This is a genomic window from Luteolibacter sp. SL250 (assembly GCF_026625605.1).
Taxonomy (GTDB): domain Bacteria; phylum Verrucomicrobiota; class Verrucomicrobiia; order Verrucomicrobiales; family Akkermansiaceae; genus Luteolibacter.
In genome coordinates this window covers 2,082,715-2,099,971 of record NZ_CP113054.1, presented here as the reverse complement: position 1 = coordinate 2,099,971, position 17,257 = coordinate 2,082,715, and the positions used below count along the sequence as shown (strand labels likewise).

Sequence of the window (17,257 nt, the reverse complement as noted above, 5' to 3'; positions counted from 1 at the left end):
TGGATCATCACCGTGGCGGAATTACTTTGAAGAATTCCAGCCGTCTGCCATTTCTCAGGGAAACCCGCCCATCACCTCTGTGAAATCCGCAGCCGCGTTCATCGCTTCCGCCGCGCTTGTCTCCTTGTCCGCCGAAGCCGGGACGCCCCGCGATTTCGCCGTGGACCTGCGGGCAGACGTCTCCGACACCGCCCCGCACATTATCCTCTCCTGGACGGTGCGGATACCCGTCACCGGAGCGACACCCATCACCGTCACCACGCAGAGGATTCACCGGCGGCCGAAGGGTGCGAACACCTGGACCCTTCTTTCCACCCTGACAACCTCGCAGACGTCCTACACGGACACCACCGCGGTCATCGGCGAATCCTATGAGTATTGGCTGGAGCGGAGATTCAGCAGCGGTTTCCCGAACATGGCCGTCGGCTATATTTCCGCAGGCGTGAAGGTACCGGAGGTCCATTCGCGCGGCATCCTGCTGCTGGCGATCGACGACACGATGGTCACTCCGCTCGCTGCGGAAATCGCGCTGCTGAAGGCGGATCTCGCTGCGGATGGCTGGACGGTCAAAACCATCGTCACGCCGCGCACCGGCACCGCGATCACCACGAAGGCGCTGATCAAGTCGGTCTATGATGTGGATCCCGCCAATACGAAGTCCCTCTACCTTCTCGGCCGGGTGCCCATCCCTTACTCCGGCAACATGGCCCCGGACGGACACTCTCCGGACCACGTGGGCGCCTGGCCTGCGGACACCTACTACGCGGACATGGTGGGGACCGGCTGGACGGACAACACCGTGGATAACACGGGTGCGAACGACAGCCGCAACGACAACGAGAAGAATGATGGCAAGTTCGACCAGAACACCATCCCCAGCTCCGTGGAGCTGGAGGTCGGCCGGGTGGACCTGGCGGATATGAACCGCGCGCCCACCTCCGGAGTGAGCGAGGTGTCCCGCCTCCGCCGCTACCTCCGCCAGTCGCACCAGTTCCGCCACAAGCTGGGGGCTTACTGGAACATCCCGCGCCGCAGCATCATCCGGGACGGCTTCGGTCATTTCAACAACGGGGAAGCCTTCGCGGTCCAAGGCTGGGCGACCGCACTCACGGCGGTGGGACCGACGGTTGACACCCCGGGAAGCGGCCAGTGGTTCACCCCGGCTTTCGCTTCCGGGAAAGATTATCTCTTCGGCCACGGTTGCGGCGGCGGATCGTCCGACACGGCCTCCGGATTCGGCAGTTCTCGGGACTTCGGCACCAAGCCCAGCCGGGTGGTTTTCACCTCCCTGTTCGGAAGCTACTTCGGTGACTTCGGCTATCCCAACACCCTCATGCGCGCGGCGATCTGCGGGAACGCGGACGGTACCTCGCTGGGTCTGACCTGCTTCTGGAGCGGCAGGCCGAACTGGTTCACCCACCACCCGGGCATGGGCGAGACGTGGGGGTATTCCGCAAAGGCTTCCATGAACGCGGGTCTCAGCGGAGGCGGATCCTACGCGCCCTTGGCATCATCCGGCGGCGGCACCCACATCGCCCTGATGGGGGATCCCGCGCTGCGGATGCACATGACCACGCCACCGCGCGGACTGGCCGCCACCAGCTCCAGTGGGAATGTCGCGCTCGGTTGGGCCGCCTCCACGGAGAGCGCGGTGAACGGCTACCACGTCTATCGTGGTCCGTCCGCCGACGGTCCTTTCACCCGCCTGACCACCGATCCCGTCACCGCCACCACCTTCACGGACACAACGGCACCTGCCGGGGGGACGCTGACCTATCTGGTGAAGACGCTGAGGCTGGACTCCGTACCGGGCGGTTCATTCCACAACCTGAGCATCGGCTCACCGGTGACCATCACACCATCGGAGGAAGTGGCAGCGGCCCCGGCGAACCCGTCCGAACTGGAGGTGATGGTCTCCCCCGCGACGGCACTCGTCGGTTTCCACAAGTTCGACGACAGCACTTCCAATCCCGAATCCGCCGATGTCGCGGAGCCGGGATTCACCGCAACCGTGACGAAGTCAACTGAGTCCCGCAATGCCGGCGGCAGCGACGACACCTACTATGGGGACAGCAAGATCAAGTCACCGAACGCCTCGGATGGATTCCTCCGCATGACGGGTGATTTCACCCTCACCGTGAACCATGGCGGCACCACCCCATGGCTGCTCGACTCACTCCTGTTGGATGCGGTCACCTTGAGTTCGGGGTCCCTGCTCAACGTGTCCTACTCCGTGAATGGAGGCGCACCCGTACGCATCACCGCCACACCGCTGGCCCTCGCCTTCTCGACCGATTCAACCGCCGTGCAGCCCTATGGTGACTTCTCAGTGTCGATCCCGGGGGTGACGCTGAATCCGGAAGACACCATCGTCTTCACCTTCAGCCTCGCTGCGGGAAGCGCCCGCATCGACAATATCGCGCTCGCGGCGAAGCCACCAGTGCCGGCGACAACCCTCGATCTGGCGTGGACGGACAACTCCGACAACGAGACCGGCTTCCTCATCGAACGGAAAAGCAGCCTGACAGGGACCTACGAATCCATCGGCACCGTCGGAGCCAACATCACCCGCTTTACGGACACCAACGTCCCTTACCAGCCGGGAGTCTACTTCTACCGGGTCACCGCACAGGGCACGACGAATTCCACCCCGTCCAACGAGGTGTTCCACGAACCCATCCCGGGCCTCGTCGAGTTCCCCGCTGCCGTCGCCAAATACGACCGGAACACCGGTACGGCAGCCATCCCGGTCATGCGCGTATCAGGTTCCCACGGCACGGCCAGCGTCTCATTCGCCACGGCCAACTCCTCCGCCACGGCGGGCACCCACTACACCGCCACCACCGGCACGGTCACTTGGCAGGACGGGGAGTCCGGCACGAAATACATCAATGTGCCCATCCTGCCCACGCCCAGTTTCCCCCGGCAATTCAAGGTCACCCTCAGCAGTCCCACCAACGGTATGGGGCTGGGGATACAGACGTCCCACACAGCCCTGATGGAGGATCCGGCAGGCACCCTGGATGCTCCGTGGATGTCCGCCATCTTCGGCACCATCACCCACTACTCGCCCGCCGTCACCGTGGACGGAGCCATCGGTGACGCAATCATCGGCGGCACCGCACCAGTCGCCGCCGGGACCGCGGAAAGCGGCCACTTCATCCACCAGACGCGCAGCGGGGACGGCACTCTGGTCATGCGCGTCCGCGGGTCGAATCCAGCGCACAACAACGCACGGTTCGGCGTGATGATCCGCTCCGACCTCGCGACCAATGCGCAGATGGCGGTGACCCTTTCTTCTTCCAACACTTCCTTCGGCACGAAGTTCCTCTACCGCCCCACCACCGGCGCGGCCACCGCGGCACCACTGGCGGCGGACTGGCCTGCCAACACCAACAACACCATCATCGCCTGCTGGGTGCGCATCACGCGCATGGGCGACCTGTTCGTCTCAGAGGTATCCGCCGATGGCACGAACTGGACCCACCTCGCCAGCCAAACCATCCCCGATTTTCCCGCCAGCGCGCTGTGGGGCATCTACCACTGCGCGGACTCCGCGGTGGTGGACTACCAACTGGGCGTCTATGAGAACGTGGCCCTCACCGCACCTCCGCTGCCTGTCACGCCCGGCGGATTCACCATCGCCTCCACGGGCACCACCGGGGCGACGCTCAACTGGACCGCCCAGGCCATGGCGACCGGCCACCTGGTCGAGCGGCGCGGGGATGATGGTTCGCAGACCACCTTCAGCGCATCCGGGGCGGGTTCCCACACGGACACCACCGCGCAACCTGACACCTCCTACGAATACCGCATCACCGCGGGAAATCCCGGCGGAAACAGCCCCCCCACCGGCTTCATCCGCACCACCACCTCGCCTGCCGCCAGCGCTCCGCTGCGGCCCGGATTCCTCGATCCCGCCGCGACTCCCGGCACCGGCATCGTGCTTTCCTGGTTCGACGCCTCCGCGAATACCGGAGGGGTGGAGATCGAGAGGAAAGCCATCCACGGAGAGTGGACCCCGCTGCACACACTGCCATCCGGCGGCACCGCCTACAGCGACACCACCATCCTGCCCGGCGTCCACTACCACTACCGGGTGCGCAACGCCCCCGCAGGCCAGCTCTCCTCCTGGGCCACCCGCTTCCCCATGCCCTCCGCTCCGCCGGTCGTCGCCCCGGGCACGGCGACCGGCTACCAGCTCTGGCTGCTGGAGAACCAACTGCCGATGGATGAAAGCGGCCCGGGGAATGCCACTGCCATGCCTGCGGACGGATCCGCGCCCCTGCTGGTGAAATACGCGCTCGGCCTGTCCCCAGCAGCCTCCACCCTCTCCGGCAAACTCACGCAGGGAACCCACCAGACCGGAGGCCAGACCTACGCCACCCTTTCCTTCACCCAGCCGGATCCCCTGCCATCCGGAATCACGTGCGAAGTCGAGCGCAGTCCGGATCTCTCACCGGGAAGCTGGCGGACGGACGGAGTGGTCCTGCACGGCACCACCACACAGGCCGGAACCGTGACCTCCACCTACCGTCTTTCCGAATCCCAGTCCTCCGGAGGAAAGCAGTTTCTGCGGCTGAAGGTCACGAAACACTGATGCACCATCAAAAGGCGCCGCCGTGGGGAAGGATTCCCTTTCCGGCGGCGGCGTGAAGCATGGCCTCCACCTCCTGCCACAGAGCCGGGGAGCTTTTGGCGATCACCACGTTGCGCTCCATCACCTGCTTCCAGGTGACACCGTGCTCCCGCCAGCTCTGGCCGTTGTTGTTGAGGTTCTGGATGAGCGGCAGCATCCGGTCCAGGGCATTGGCAAAGGCGGCTTCCGGCGTTTCGCCCGCCTCGAACTCATGCCAGATGGCCATGAACTCCATGCCGAGTTCCGGGGACAGCAGGGCGAAGATGCGGTCGGCCGCGGCCTGCTCGCACTCCGCCTTGTCCAACCGTGCGGCGTAGCAGAACGTGTCCCCGGCATCGATCTCCACGATATCATGGAGGATGACCATCTTCAGCACCCTGAGCTGGTCCAGCGAGGCGGGCATGTGGGGGAAAAGCCCGATCGCCAGCAGAGCGAGGCTCCAACTGTGTTCGGCGGAGTTTTCCCTGCGGTCGGTACCGACCACCTTCGTGCGGCGCAGCACGGACTTCAGTTTCTCACACTCGATGATGAACGGGATGACGGTTTCCAGCATGGTTCTGCACCGCCAAGGACGTCAGGGAATCCCCCGGCAGTCCAGAACCATCCCGCTGGTGGAGGATCACCGGAAAACTCGTTTTTTTCTCCACCCGCGCGAGAATGTCCCTTATCAAACCGCCCGCTTCCATGGACTACTCCGCGCTCATCTCCAAACGCCGCCAACGCTTCGCCGGACTGGAGGAAGCCATCGGTGATCCGAACCTGTTCGACCAGCCGAAGCGGGCCACGGAGATCCTGCGCGAGCACCGGAACCTCAAGGCATCGCTCGACCTCTGGGACAAGCTGGAGGACACCCGGCGGCAGCTCTCGGACAACGAGGAGTTGGCGAAGTCCGGCGACCCGGACTTTGCGGAGATGGCGGCCGAAGAGATCCCCGCCCAGCAGCAGCTCATCACGCGGCTCACGGAGGAACTCCAATACGCCCTGCTGCCGGCGGATCCCACGGAAGACCGCGACGCTTTGATCGAGATCCGCGCCGGTGCCGGTGGTGATGAGGCCTCCCTCTTCGCCGCCGAGCTGATGCGGATGTACCAGCGCTACGCGGACCTGCGCGGGTGGAAGTCCGAGCATCTGGAAAGCAGCCCGTCCGAGGTCGGCGGCTTCAAGGAAGTGATCCTGAAAATCACCGGGGAGCAGGTATTCCGGTATCTGAAATATGAATCCGGCGTCCACCGCGTGCAGCGCGTGCCCGCGACGGAGACGCAGGGCCGCGTCCACACCTCCACCGTCACCGTGGCCGTCCTGCCGGAGGCGGAGGAGGTGGATGTGGAACTGAAGCAGGAGGACCTCCGCATCGAGGTTTGCCGTGCGGGCGGCGCGGGCGGCCAGCACGTGAACCGGACGGAGTCCGCCGTGCAGGTGTTCCACCTCCCCACCGGCATCTATGTCCGGTGCGAGGACGGCCGTTCCCAGATCAAGAACAAGGAGATGGCGCTCCAGATCCTCCGCTCGAAGCTCTACGAACAGAAGCTGCGCGAGCAGCAGGACGCGTATTCCTCCCACCGCCGCTCGCTCATCGGTTCAGGGGACCGGTCGGAGAAGATCCGCACCTACAACTTTCCGCAAAGCCGGATCACCGACCACCGCATCGGCCACACGTCGCACAATCTCACAGGCATCATCGCCGGGGATCTCAATGAGTTCACCAACGAGCTGCAGAAGGCGGAAATGGCGGACCGCCTCGCGGAAGCGGGGCTCTGAGGGCGGCGGCGTGAGTCAACCCCAGGCGGACACCGCGGCCATGCCGCGATGTCCATCCATCCCGCCTCACAGCGGCAGGCTGTCGTAGCTGCGGCCGCCGACGCCTTCGTACCAGCGCAGGTAGGCGGAGTTGACCATGGAGTAACCGCCGGGGGTCGGGTAGTTGCCGGTGAAGTACCAGTCGCCACACTCGCCCTTGATGGAGGCACGGAGGTTCTCGATGCTCTGGAAGATGACCTCGACCTCGCCCTGCCACTCGATGTTCTCCGGATAGACCATCCGGCTGATCTCGGCGGAGATCTCCTCGTCCGTGAAGGAGTCGTAGATCTGCTTCACGCGGTTCTGCCGGTCGGCGGCGGGCTTCTTCAGTTCCTCCCGGCACTCGTCATAGACTCGGTCCAGCAGGGACTGGCGTCCGGCACGGCGGTGCAGCGCCACCGCGGCGGAGAAGGCGATGAACTTGCCCAGCTCCGACATGTCGATGCCGTAGCAGTCCGGGTAGCGGATCTGCGGGGCGGTGGAACAAATGACGATCTTCGACGGCTTGGTGCGGGCGAGGATCTTGAGGATGGATTTCTTGAGCGTGGTGCCGCGGACGATGGAGTCGTCCAGGGCGACGAGGTTGTCGCCTTCCTTCACCGCGCCGTAGGTGATGTCATAGACGTGGGAGACGAGCTGGTCGCGGCTTTTCTCCTGGGAGATGAAGGTCCGCATCTTGATGTCCTTGTGCGCGACTTTCTCGCCACGCGGCCAGTTGCGGAGGATGAGGTCATCGACGAGATCAGCGGTCAGGGTTCCCTCTTCCGAAGCTTTCAGGATGGAGGAGCGGACTTCCTGGCGGCGGTAGAGCCGCAGGCCGTCCATCAGGCCGTGGTAGGCGGTTTCCGCCGTGTTCGGGATGAAGGAGAAGACGGTCTTCTCGAAAGCACCGCCGATGGATTTCACCACCTGGTCTACCAGCGCGGCGCCCATGGCCTTCCGCTCGCGGTAGATCTGCGGGTCATTGCCGCGGGAGAAGTAGATCTTCTCGAAGGAACAGGGGGAGTATTTCTGCGGCACCGCGAACTGCTGGTCCGTGATGGTGCCGTCCGACTTGATGGTGATGATGGAGCCGGGATCGACCGCCTTCACGTCATCCACATCCGCCTCGAACACGGTCATGAGAGGCACGCGCTCCGATGCGAAGGCGATGACCTCATCCGTGATGAGCATGTGGCACGGGCGGATGCCGCGCGGGTCGCGCATGACGAACATGTCGCCGTTGCCGATGGCGCCGCAGATGGCGTAGCCGCCGTCCCACTCGCGGGCGGAGTCGGAGACGAGCTGTGGCACGTCCAGCGCGGAGGAAATCATGGCCGGCATCTCATTGCCCGGCACGCCCTTGTCACGTAGCGCGCGGTAGAGGTCCGTGTGGTGCTCATCCAGATGGTAGCCGATCTCTTCCAGAACGGTCTGCGTGTCCGTGCCGAAGACCGGGTGCTGGCCGCGCTCCAGGAGGACCTGGTTCAGCTCGGCCGCGTTGGTCATGTTGAAGTTGCCCATCACCATGAGGGTGCGGGTCGGCCAGTTGCTGCGGCGCAGATAGGGATGGCAGCTACCCTCGTCGAACTCGCCTGAGGTGCCGTAGCGGAGGTGGCCCACCAGGATCTCACCGCCGAAGTCGAAGTTGCGCTTCACACTGTCCGGCTTCTTCGGGTCGAGCTGACCCTTGCGCGCCATCTTGCCGAAGTTCTTGATCTCCTTGCGGAAGATCTGGGCGAGCGCGTCCTGCTCGATGCCCCGGCGGCGGAACACGTACGGCTGGCCGATGGGCATGTTCAGCTTCACGCAGCCGATGCCGGTGCCGTCCTGCCCGCGGTTGTGCTGCTTCTCCATCAGGAGGAACAGCTTGTTCAGACCCCACAGGGAGGTGCCGTAACGGTCGTAGTAATACGCCAGAGGTTTGCGGAGCCGCACCGCAGCGATCCCGCATTCGTGTTTCAGGAAATCGCTCATCGTTGATGGATTCGAAGCATCATCACTCTCCGGAGACCCGCACTCGGACACCCTCCTGCGGAACCATGCGCCCGAGTATCACGCCGCCATTGCCCGCCGTCAAACTGGCTTCCACGTCTTTTTCATCGACGATGGCGACCCAGCCGATGCCCATGTTGAAGGTGTGGAAACGGTCCTCCGCATCCACGTGGGCGAGCAGGTTGTCGATGCCCGGGAGGTCCCATTTCGGGATCTCCAGGTCGGCGCCCATGCCGCGGAAGAGACGCTCGAGATTCTCAGGAAGGCCGCCACCGGTGATGTGGGACATGGCCTTCGGCTTCACGCCCTTCGCCTTCAGGTCGCGGGTCACGTCGTGGTAGAGGCGCGTCGGCTTCAGCCAGGCGGCCAGTTCCTCTTCGGAAATTTCCCCCGGGTGCTCCTTCAGCACGCGGCGGACGAGCGACCAACCGTTGGCGTGGATGCTGTCGGACGCGTAGCCCACCAGCACGTCACCGACGGCGACGGTGGTCGGGTCGATGAGGTCGCCCTTTTCGGCGCAGCCGATGCAGAAGCCCGCCAGCTCGATGACGTCCGTCGGGACGATGCCGGGCATCTCCGCGGTCTCACCGCCGGCCAGGATGCAGTCGCAGGCCTCCAGGTAGTCGGCCATGCCCTTGATCAGGCTGGTGATCTTTTCCTCATCCAGCGCGGCGATGCCAATGTAGTCCAGGAACAGGAGCGCGTCCCCACCGGTGGTGAGGATGTCATTCACGCTCATGGCGACCAGATCCTTGCCCGCCGTCTCCAGCAAGCCATGCTCCAGCAGCAGCTCCAGCTTGGTGCCGACGCCGTCGCAACCGGTCACGATCACCGGTTCCTTGTAGGAACTGAGGTCGTAGCACGCGGCGAACAACCCGAAGGCTCCCCACAGCTTGCGCGATTGCTGGGTCCGGCGCACGTGCGCCCCGATGTCTCCCACGAGAGCGGCCGCTTTGCGCGTGTCCACCCCGGCCTGTTGGTAAGTTAGCTTGCCCGCCATTTCGGTGCGGTGGTTCTACCAATCCCCCCCCTCCCGTCACGCAGAAAAACGGGCCATTTCCATCGATCTCCTTTCCGGCGGCGAAATGAGACGGCGGAGAGCCTCCATTTCAAACATCAGGAGACCCCCAAAGCACTTCCAGCCGGAGATCCTTGCCGCCAGTTTACAAAAAAATATTCCGCAATATTCAGACATACACATCCTCCGGGCACCATCGGATAAAGAACGATCCACCGCATCCACTTCGCCCGAATCCGCGGACGAACCATATCCAACTGTTAGATAAATCAGCCAGTTCCGCATCTTTCCGGATCATCCGCAGGATGATTCTGACAACAGGAGACATCCCAACCGGAGGAAAACAACGTGCGCAACAGAAACGTATTCTCTGATATTCAGGAAATCCTGAATTTCAATATAACTTGACCTTTCAATAAGGTTACATAATTTCCCCGTTCAACAAATCGGTGAGTTCCGCGCCCCCAGCATCCCGACCCAGCCTCCATCTCGATTCAGGATTGAAGATCGGGTATGGCTCCCCCATCGCCGGTCTGGAGAAATCCATCGAACTCGGCGGAGGCACCCATTTCATCCTGGCGCGGAACGGCCGCGGGAAAACCACGCTGCTGCGGACCATCGCCCGCACGCTGCGCCCCGTGGAGGGCAGTCTGAAGACGGACGGAGCGCTGCAGTACCTGCCGGAGGACCTGCGGTTCGACCAGGACATGACAGCAGGGATGATCCTGCGGTCACTGGTCCCGAAGAACCGGCTCAAGGAAGCCTTGGCCCTGGCGGAACGCATCGAGCTGAACCTGAAACGTCCCTACGGCCGCCTCTCGACCGGCAACCGCCGGAAGATCAACCTGATCATGGCGGAATTTTCCATCCACCCGGACACGGGCAACATCCTGTTGCTGGACGAGCCGTTCAGCGGCTTGGACGCCTTCGCCCGCCAGGCGTTCGAGGAAATCTGGCGCGCCTCTTCGGACAACGTGCTGCGCCTGGTGAGCTGCCACCCGGACTACGATTCCATGACCCTTTCCAGCGCCCTGCTCATCGACAGGTCCACCATCCGCCACCTGACCGGAGCGGACCAGACCTGGAGCGAACTGAAGAACCTCCTTCACTGATACGATGAGACTTTTCCGCCTCACCCTCACGACGATCCTCCTGCGCAAGGCGTGGGTGATCTGCGCGTTGTGCGTGCTGGTCATCCCCTTCGTCCTGCCATGGATATCGAGCGCGTCGGAAAAGCCGGTGCTCATCCAACCGGCGCGCATCCAGGCGGCGTGGAGCACCCTGTGGATCGTCACCATGCTGTGGGGTTACTTCACCGCCGCGAAGCAGGGAGAAACCAACGCCACCTCCGGCACCGGCGAATACTTCCTGACCACGGGCCTCGGCGCCACCCGCCAGTTGTCGGAGATCTGGCTCGCGGTATTCATCTTCATCCTGCCGATGGCCTTGGCAACCGCCGCCATCACCCAGTTCGCAGCCTCCCCCTCCGACCCTGCGGAACGCACCATGTGGTGGACGCTCAACACCCAGTATCTGGTGCTGTTCCTGCTGGTGACCGCCCCCCTGCTCTGCCTCGCCGCGGCGCTGGCGTCACGCTTCGGCAGCGTGGCCGGCTATGTCACCACCCTCGCCCTCACGCTGTATGGACTCTACGGCGTCGGCTATCTGGACAACCTGCTGAAGCTGGAACAGAACCCGATCCTCCAGGGCATCTGGCTGTTCTCCCCGCACTACCACTTCGCGGACCTGACACAGCGCCTCTACTTCAAGTCCGGCGCACTTCCAACCACGGCCTTCTGGAAGATGACCGTCTATTTCCTCGGCATCCTCGCCCTTTGGTCCGGCATCTCCCGTCTCGCCTTCCGCACGAAGCTTTCCTCCTGATCCCCTTGCAACCGCCCGGCTCCATCACCTCTTACATCCTGAGCCTCTGCCTGATCGCGGCAGGCGGCTCCATGTGCACGTCGATGGCGAAGTCGCTCACGGCGGACAAGGAACTGAAGGCCCCGGTCAACCCGTTCGGCATCAACTCCAGCCCGTATGGCGAGGTGCTCGCCATGGCGATGCAGGGCACCATCGACACCTACTGGCACAGTGGCGTGGAACAGGCCACCCATGGATCCGATGACCACGGAACCCCGCACGTGCACACCGCGGACTGCGGGCATGACATCACTCCACCCATCCCGGCCACCGGACTGCGTGGCGGAATGACCTCGCTCCTCGACGAACTGGCGGAAGCATCCGAGGCACGGACGAATCCGAAGCCGGCCAGCCGCGCCCAGACCTTCAACACCCGGCGCGAGATCGAGGACAAGCTGCGCTTCGCCTACAAGCTGGATCCAGCGCACTACGCGAACTACAATACCTACCATTTTTTCCTGACGGAGCCTGAGCTGGGCACCCGCCCGAAGCTCACCCCGCAGGCAGCGGGCCTGGCGGACAAGACCATCCGCTACTGTCTGGCGAGGACCGACGACCCGCGTCCGGCCCTGACCGCGGCCGCCGCGGCGGGGAACCTTCTGGAGCTGATGTTCAACGACAGGACGGCGGGCAACGCCCGCTACAGCACCTCCGTGATGCGGGAGTATCTCCACCTCATGGACCAGTGCATCGAACGCCATCGCCTGATCTCCGGCCAATGGGCCGCCGCAGGCCAATGGGATCTGCTTTCCCCGATGCGCAGGATGGAGGCGCAGGACCGCCTCTCCTTCACCCTGAAGGTCCGCAACGCCTCCGAACAGACGATCACCCGGCTGGAGCAGCAGGAACAACCGGTCGCTCCGTCCGCACCAACTCCTCCCTCCGCCAACTGAACTGATGTCATCCGCCTCCCCACCACGGCCTCCTTATCCGGAGGGAACCCCCGCCATTCAGGCGGCGCGTTTCCAGCCGGGCATGAACGGCCGCCAGCTCCTCGGGATCATCTTCCGGGTGTGCAGGGAGCTGCGTGTCTCAGACATCCAGATGCGCTCCGGGCGGCCGGTCTACATCCATACGAACAAGGGCATGGAGATGCTCGACTTCCTGGGCATCCTCTCCGCCACCCACATGGATGAGATCCTCAAGGAACTCATCCGCAACCGGGAGAACGCCGGGCACGGCTTCGGCGTCGCGGACGCGGGCTCCCACGTGGAGGAGCAGATCGCCCAGGCGATGCATGATTTCACGTCCACAAAGGTCGCGGACTTCTCCTGCGATGGCATCCCGATGGGAGAGGCGGGCGAGCGTTCCGGACGCCTCCGGATCCAGGCGCACCTCAGCTCCTCTGGCCTGGGTGTCACCTGCCGGATCCTGAATGATTTCATCCCGGAGCTGGAGCAACTCGGCATCGATCCGGACACCATCGCCACCCTCCGCCACGCGTCGCTGAAGCGGGCGGGACTCTGCCTGGTCACCGGCCCGACGGGTTCCGGAAAATCCACCACCCTGGCGTCCCTCATCGACTGGGTGCGCAGGCACCACCCGAAGCACATCGTCACCGTCGAGGACCCCATCGAGTACCAGTATCCGGACGACATGCCGGACCCGGTCTATCCCGGCCACCGCACGCCCTCGCCCAGCATCGTCACGCAGCAGGAGGTGGGGCGCGACGTCCACTCCTACCGCCAGGGCTTGAAGGACGTGCTGCGGAAGGCACCGCACATCATCCTGCTCGGGGAGATCCGCGACCGTGAGGCCATGGAGACGTGCATGGAGGCCGCGCAGACCGGCCACCTCGTCCTCTCCACGCTGCATACTACGGGTGCGGTGAAAACGCTCGGCCGGATTCTGGAACTCTATCCGAACGAAAGCCACACCGCGGTGCTGAGCCGGCTTTCCGAAATCCTCATCTTCATCCACTCCCAGGGACTGCTCAACGGAGTCAACCGCCGGGTGCTGACCTATGAATTCCTCCACAACAGCGAGGACGCCATCTCCAGTGCCATCGCCAACTACGACGGCGGCGCGCGCTCCCTGGAGGACGTCATCCACCGCGCCGGAAACGTGCAGTGGGACAACAACCTCAAGCGCCTGCTCCAGCAAGGGCTCATCTCCTACGACACCTTCGAGAACGCACGCATGAACCGCGCCGACAACGAGGTCTTCTAGAACTTCCCACCAAAAATTTTCAAACGAACCGAAGTCCCGCCTGATATTACACGATCACGTAATAGTGAATTCCCAAATGTGAGGCATCATCGGTTCGTTCGAAGGACAGAGAACAAAACAACACCACACATAGACACACACCGTATGAAACTGACCCCCACCACCAAGCGCAAGGCCGGCATGACGCTGCTCGAACTGACCGTCGTCATCCTCGTCCTGCTCTCCCTCATCTCGATCCTCTTCATCGGCGCCCGCGCCTGGAAAAAGGGATCGGACCGTGCTGCCTCCATCCTTCAGATCCGCAATGTCCAGCAAGCCGTCCGTTCCTATGCGAACATGAACGGCATCAACCCGGGTGAGACCCCGACGTTCACCGCACCTGAAGGTCAAGACGCGAAAACCCTCAAGGGAGAACTCTTCGGCGAAGGCAAGTTCATCACGAACGACCCGACCGCAGAAGGTGCAAAACACCCGGCTGGCGGTAATCACAAGTACTCGATCACAGCAGCGACCGTTGTTCCTGAGATCGGCGACCTCTACATGACCGTCACCGGCACCGACGCCAGCGACTACATCCCGACCGAAACCGCGGACTGGTAATCCACGTGATCCCCTCCGGGGATAAGCACGATCATCCACGGCTTGCCCGCACCTGCGGGCGAGCCGTTCCCTCATTCCAGCGTCTCTCGTCCCGGCCCGCAACCACCCACTTCCCTTGAGTGACCTCCAACACCCTTCCGGACTGAATCCCGTCCAGCAGTACCGTCAGGCGAGCCATTTCCTGCGGAAAACCAGCCGCGCGAAGAACCCGGCCTGGTACCAGCACCCGCTGGAGCTGGACTTCCAGCTCCACATCCGGAGTGATGGAGCGGGAGTGACCGCCTACCTGCACGACCACCGGGAGAATCTATGGGCACCCGGACCACCCCTGGAGGAGCAGCACCTCCTCGACACCGCCGCCATCACCGCCTACGCGACCGCCGCGCTGGACCATGTCCGCTCCGCTGGCGGCACGTCCCTGGGAGTGATCCTGCATGTGGCGGATGAATTTTCCCTGACCGAGATCAAGCCGGAGTTGCACGACAGGGAGACCCTCGGCCAACTGAGGCAGCAGGCCATCGATGAGCCGGCCTCCATTCTCGCGGACTTTATCCAGGAGGATCTTTCGTCCTGGAGGCTCCTGCCCTATTTCTCCCCCGCCAGCCATTCCATCGCCACCGCGGTGACGGTCTCCCGGCGTCATGCCCCCGCCCTGGACGCGCTGCGCGCACTGGGTGAAGCGGAGAATTTCCCGGTGATCACCTGCGCGCTCAGTTCCCCGCTCATCGCGCTGCTGGGCATCCCCGGCAACGTGCGGCGGACGCCGGAGCGCCCGGCCGTCGCGATCCTGCAATACACCTCCTTCACGGTCATCGCGTTCCTTGACGGAAACTCGGACCTCATGCTGCTGCGCACGCAGCTCCACCGCGGTCTCCGGCGCCCGCCGAATTTCCGCCAAGCCATCGCCACCGCGCTGGCCTCCCTGGAGATCGATTCACCGGACATCTTCGTGTTCGCACTGGGTGCGGATGTGGACCGCACCCTGCTGGCGGATCTCAGCCCCGTTTTCCCGACCAGCCACATCGAGGAAGTCTCCGTTCCCGGAGCAGGTGTGATCCCCACATGGTGTGCGGAATACCTCATCTCCATCAAGGCGCTGGAGCCTGTGGACGACCTGCCCGGAACCACCTTCCAGGCATTCCAGGAAGACCGCTGGGCACTCCAGGATTTCCTCCCCGCCACCAGGGAGATGGCCGAGATTTTTCCGACCAAGCAGGAGATCTCCCTGCTACGGATCCTCCGCTACACCCGCGCCGTGGCGGCGATCATCGCCCTGGCGACCATCGGCTGGGTGGTCTTCGGACTTTTCAAGATCATCAACACCCCCGAATGGGCGTTCGAGCCGTCGGAAACCACCGCGATGAAAAAGCGGGTCGCAGCCCTGAACATCGAAAAGTCGAGGATCGACCACTGGAACACGTTGCTGGAAGACCGCTCGAAAGGTTGGACGGTCATGGAGTGCCTGGTGCGGTTGTTCCCGGAGAACTCCGGCATCCTGATCCGCAGCTTCGACTACAGCGCGCGGCCGGACGCCACGCCCGGCCAGCCCAGGGTCGGCATGACACGGGAGTGGAAGATCAACGGCATGACCAACGAACAGGGGGTGCAGTTGCTCAACAGCCTCAATTCACGAGAGGGCATCTCCGCACGCTTCAATGAAATCGCCGCCGTCACCGGAAATCCGACATTCCGGACGGACATCGGCACACGGAGCCTGATCGTCAGTGTCCGCACCTCGGAGAACGCCGCTTTCCGACGGGGAACAGCACCTGGCGGCCCCATGGCCGGCCCCGCCGCCAATGCTGCCTATCCCTTCACCTTCAGCATGGATGTCACCCAGCGCTTCGAGGCTACGGACCCATCCGCCATCCTCACCGCGAAGGCTCCCTGAGCCTCTGCTTATAAAAAAATTTACGCTCCCCGATTGATAGTTTAGACTTTCAAATTATCAGCAACGCGGGTTCAATCCGCCTGAACGATGTACAAGCAATCGATCATCTTCTTCGGCATCGTGCTTCCAGTCCTGGGTCTGCTGGCCTTGGTGGGCGCCTGCTTCTACATCAAGTCCGAGATGTCGGACAGCTTCGCGGTGAAGATGTCACAGTTCCGCGCTTACTCCCAGGGACGTCAGGCGGCGATGCAGACGGAGAGCAAGATCAAGAGCCAGCGTGAGCACCTTGAACGCTGGAAAAAAGAACTGGCGGTGGAAACAACCAGCACCGTCCGGACGCATCTGAAGACCATCACCGACCAGATTTCTTCGAAGGAATTCCAGGAAACCGGCTTCGACCCGTTGACCACCCGGTCCGGTTTTGCCGCTGTCACCCAGCAGAAATCATCGCAGTTCCGGATGGGATTCCGCGGTACGTTCCGCTCGGCCCAGCGTGCCATGCTGGAACTGGAGGCACGCATGCCCCAACTGACGCTCCAGGAACTGAAGGCCACCCCGAGCGACCAGTCCACCCTCCTCAATTTCCAAGTCAGCTACACCGCATGGGAGCATTGAGATCCATCATTCCCATCCTCCTCTGCGGCTGCCTGCCGGTTTCCGCCGCGAAGAAGCCGACGGCGGGTGGCGCGCCGGTGCAGGCTCCCGTCAAACCGGCGAATGACCAGTTCCCGGCAAAGCCGCTGCGTCTTGTGGGAGCCTCCGTGGAAGAGTTCGTCCAGAACGCGGTTCCGAATCTGGCCATCTCCACGCGGGAGTTCGACCCCTTCGGGATGCCGCAGGATCCGGACTACCGGCCACCGGCACCTCCGCCCACCGCAGTCGCGGACAATACCCCGCAGTCCGCTCCTTTCGCCGACATCATCCGCAGGATCCAGATCACCACGGTGATGACCGGGGACAAAAAGTTCCTCGTCGGTTCGCGCAGCTTCTCCGCCGGTGACCGCTTTCCTGTGAACTTCGAAGGCCAGAGCATCTGGATCGAAGTGGTGGAGGTGAGCGCCCATCTGGTCCAGTTCAAGAACGTCCAGACCGGAGAGACCGCCGCTCAGTCCCTCAATCTGTTGCCTCCCGGCATGACTCCGGGCAGTGGTGGCATTTCAGCACCCGGCATGGTCCCCACCAACCAGCAGGCACCTCTCGACCTCAACACACCCGGATCCGCACCGGCACCTCCCACCCGCTGACC

At 63.4% G+C, this 17,257-nt stretch carries 13 protein-coding genes; 10 read left to right on the top strand and 3 right to left on the bottom strand.

From position 1 onward, the window contains the following. Positions 1 to 79 precede the first annotated feature (79 nt). Entirely contained in the window at positions 80 to 4,600 is a 4,521-nt protein-coding gene (locus OVA24_RS09300) for a Calx-beta domain-containing protein (protein WP_267674932.1), read from the top strand. 7 nt (positions 4,601 to 4,607) lie between these two features. Here OVA24_RS09300 and OVA24_RS09295 read toward each other — a convergent pair whose 3' ends face one another. After that, positions 4,608 to 5,192: an HD domain-containing protein gene (locus OVA24_RS09295; RefSeq protein WP_267674931.1), complete on the bottom strand. Its 585-nt coding sequence runs from the start codon at positions 5,190 to 5,192 to the stop codon at positions 4,608 to 4,610. A gap of 104 nt (positions 5,193 to 5,296) precedes the next feature. Here OVA24_RS09295 and prfA point away from each other — a divergent pair, with 104 nt between their 5' ends. Continuing rightward, complete coding sequence (gene prfA / locus OVA24_RS09290) at positions 5,297 to 6,397, top strand: peptide chain release factor 1 (protein ID WP_267674930.1); 1,101 nt, start codon at positions 5,297 to 5,299, stop codon at positions 6,395 to 6,397. 66 nt (positions 6,398 to 6,463) lie between these two features. On the opposite strand, the gene OVA24_RS09285 is transcribed toward prfA, so the two are convergent. Together OVA24_RS09285 and purM are read right to left on the bottom strand one after the other, a co-directional pair. After that, positions 6,464 to 8,392, bottom strand: coding sequence for an amidophosphoribosyltransferase (locus OVA24_RS09285; protein WP_267674929.1), 1,929 nt, complete (start codon positions 8,390 to 8,392; stop codon positions 6,464 to 6,466). Between the two features lie 22 nt (positions 8,393 to 8,414). After that, positions 8,415 to 9,410, bottom strand: a complete 996-nt coding sequence (gene purM, locus OVA24_RS09280) for a phosphoribosylformylglycinamidine cyclo-ligase (RefSeq protein ID WP_267674928.1) — start codon at positions 9,408 to 9,410, stop codon at positions 8,415 to 8,417. Positions 9,411 to 9,928: 518 nt separating this feature from the next. Between purM and OVA24_RS09275 the strand changes: the two genes are divergently transcribed. The 8 genes from OVA24_RS09275 (at position 9,929) to OVA24_RS09240 (ending at position 17,255) form a co-directional block, all read left to right on the top strand. Beyond that, on the top strand, positions 9,929 to 10,540 hold the full coding sequence (locus OVA24_RS09275) for an ATP-binding cassette domain-containing protein (RefSeq protein ID WP_267674927.1): 612 nt from the start codon (positions 9,929 to 9,931) through the stop codon (positions 10,538 to 10,540). A gap of 4 nt (positions 10,541 to 10,544) precedes the next feature. Further along, complete coding sequence (locus OVA24_RS09270; protein WP_267674926.1) at positions 10,545 to 11,312, top strand: hypothetical protein; 768 nt, start codon at positions 10,545 to 10,547, stop codon at positions 11,310 to 11,312. A 5-nt stretch (positions 11,313 to 11,317) separates the two neighbouring features. Further along, a complete protein-coding gene (locus OVA24_RS09265; RefSeq protein WP_267674925.1) occupies positions 11,318 to 12,244 on the top strand; it encodes a hypothetical protein in 927 nt (308 codons plus the stop codon). Positions 12,245 to 12,248: 4 nt separating this feature from the next. Next, on the top strand, positions 12,249 to 13,520 hold the full coding sequence (locus OVA24_RS09260; RefSeq protein ID WP_267674924.1) for a type IV pilus twitching motility protein PilT: 1,272 nt from the start codon (positions 12,249 to 12,251) through the stop codon (positions 13,518 to 13,520). Positions 13,521 to 13,664: 144 nt separating this feature from the next. Then, positions 13,665 to 14,120 carry a hypothetical protein gene (locus OVA24_RS09255; RefSeq protein WP_267674923.1) on the top strand — a complete coding sequence of 152 codons (456 nt, stop codon included), beginning with the start codon at positions 13,665 to 13,667 and terminating at the stop codon, positions 14,118 to 14,120. Positions 14,121 to 14,235: 115 nt separating this feature from the next. Further along, positions 14,236 to 16,011 carry a hypothetical protein gene (locus OVA24_RS09250; protein WP_267674922.1) on the top strand — a complete coding sequence of 592 codons (1,776 nt, stop codon included), beginning with the start codon at positions 14,236 to 14,238 and terminating at the stop codon, positions 16,009 to 16,011. A gap of 87 nt (positions 16,012 to 16,098) precedes the next feature. Continuing rightward, the gene (locus OVA24_RS09245) at positions 16,099 to 16,626 is read left to right on the top strand and encodes a hypothetical protein (protein ID WP_267674921.1); all 528 of its coding nucleotides are present in this window, start codon (positions 16,099 to 16,101) and stop codon (positions 16,624 to 16,626) included. Next, positions 16,623 to 17,255 (top strand): hypothetical protein, encoded by a 633-nt coding sequence (locus tag OVA24_RS09240; protein WP_267674920.1) that lies wholly within the window; start codon positions 16,623 to 16,625, stop codon positions 17,253 to 17,255. Before OVA24_RS09245 ends, OVA24_RS09240 begins: the two co-directional genes overlap by 4 nt. Positions 17,256 to 17,257 lie beyond the last annotated feature (2 nt).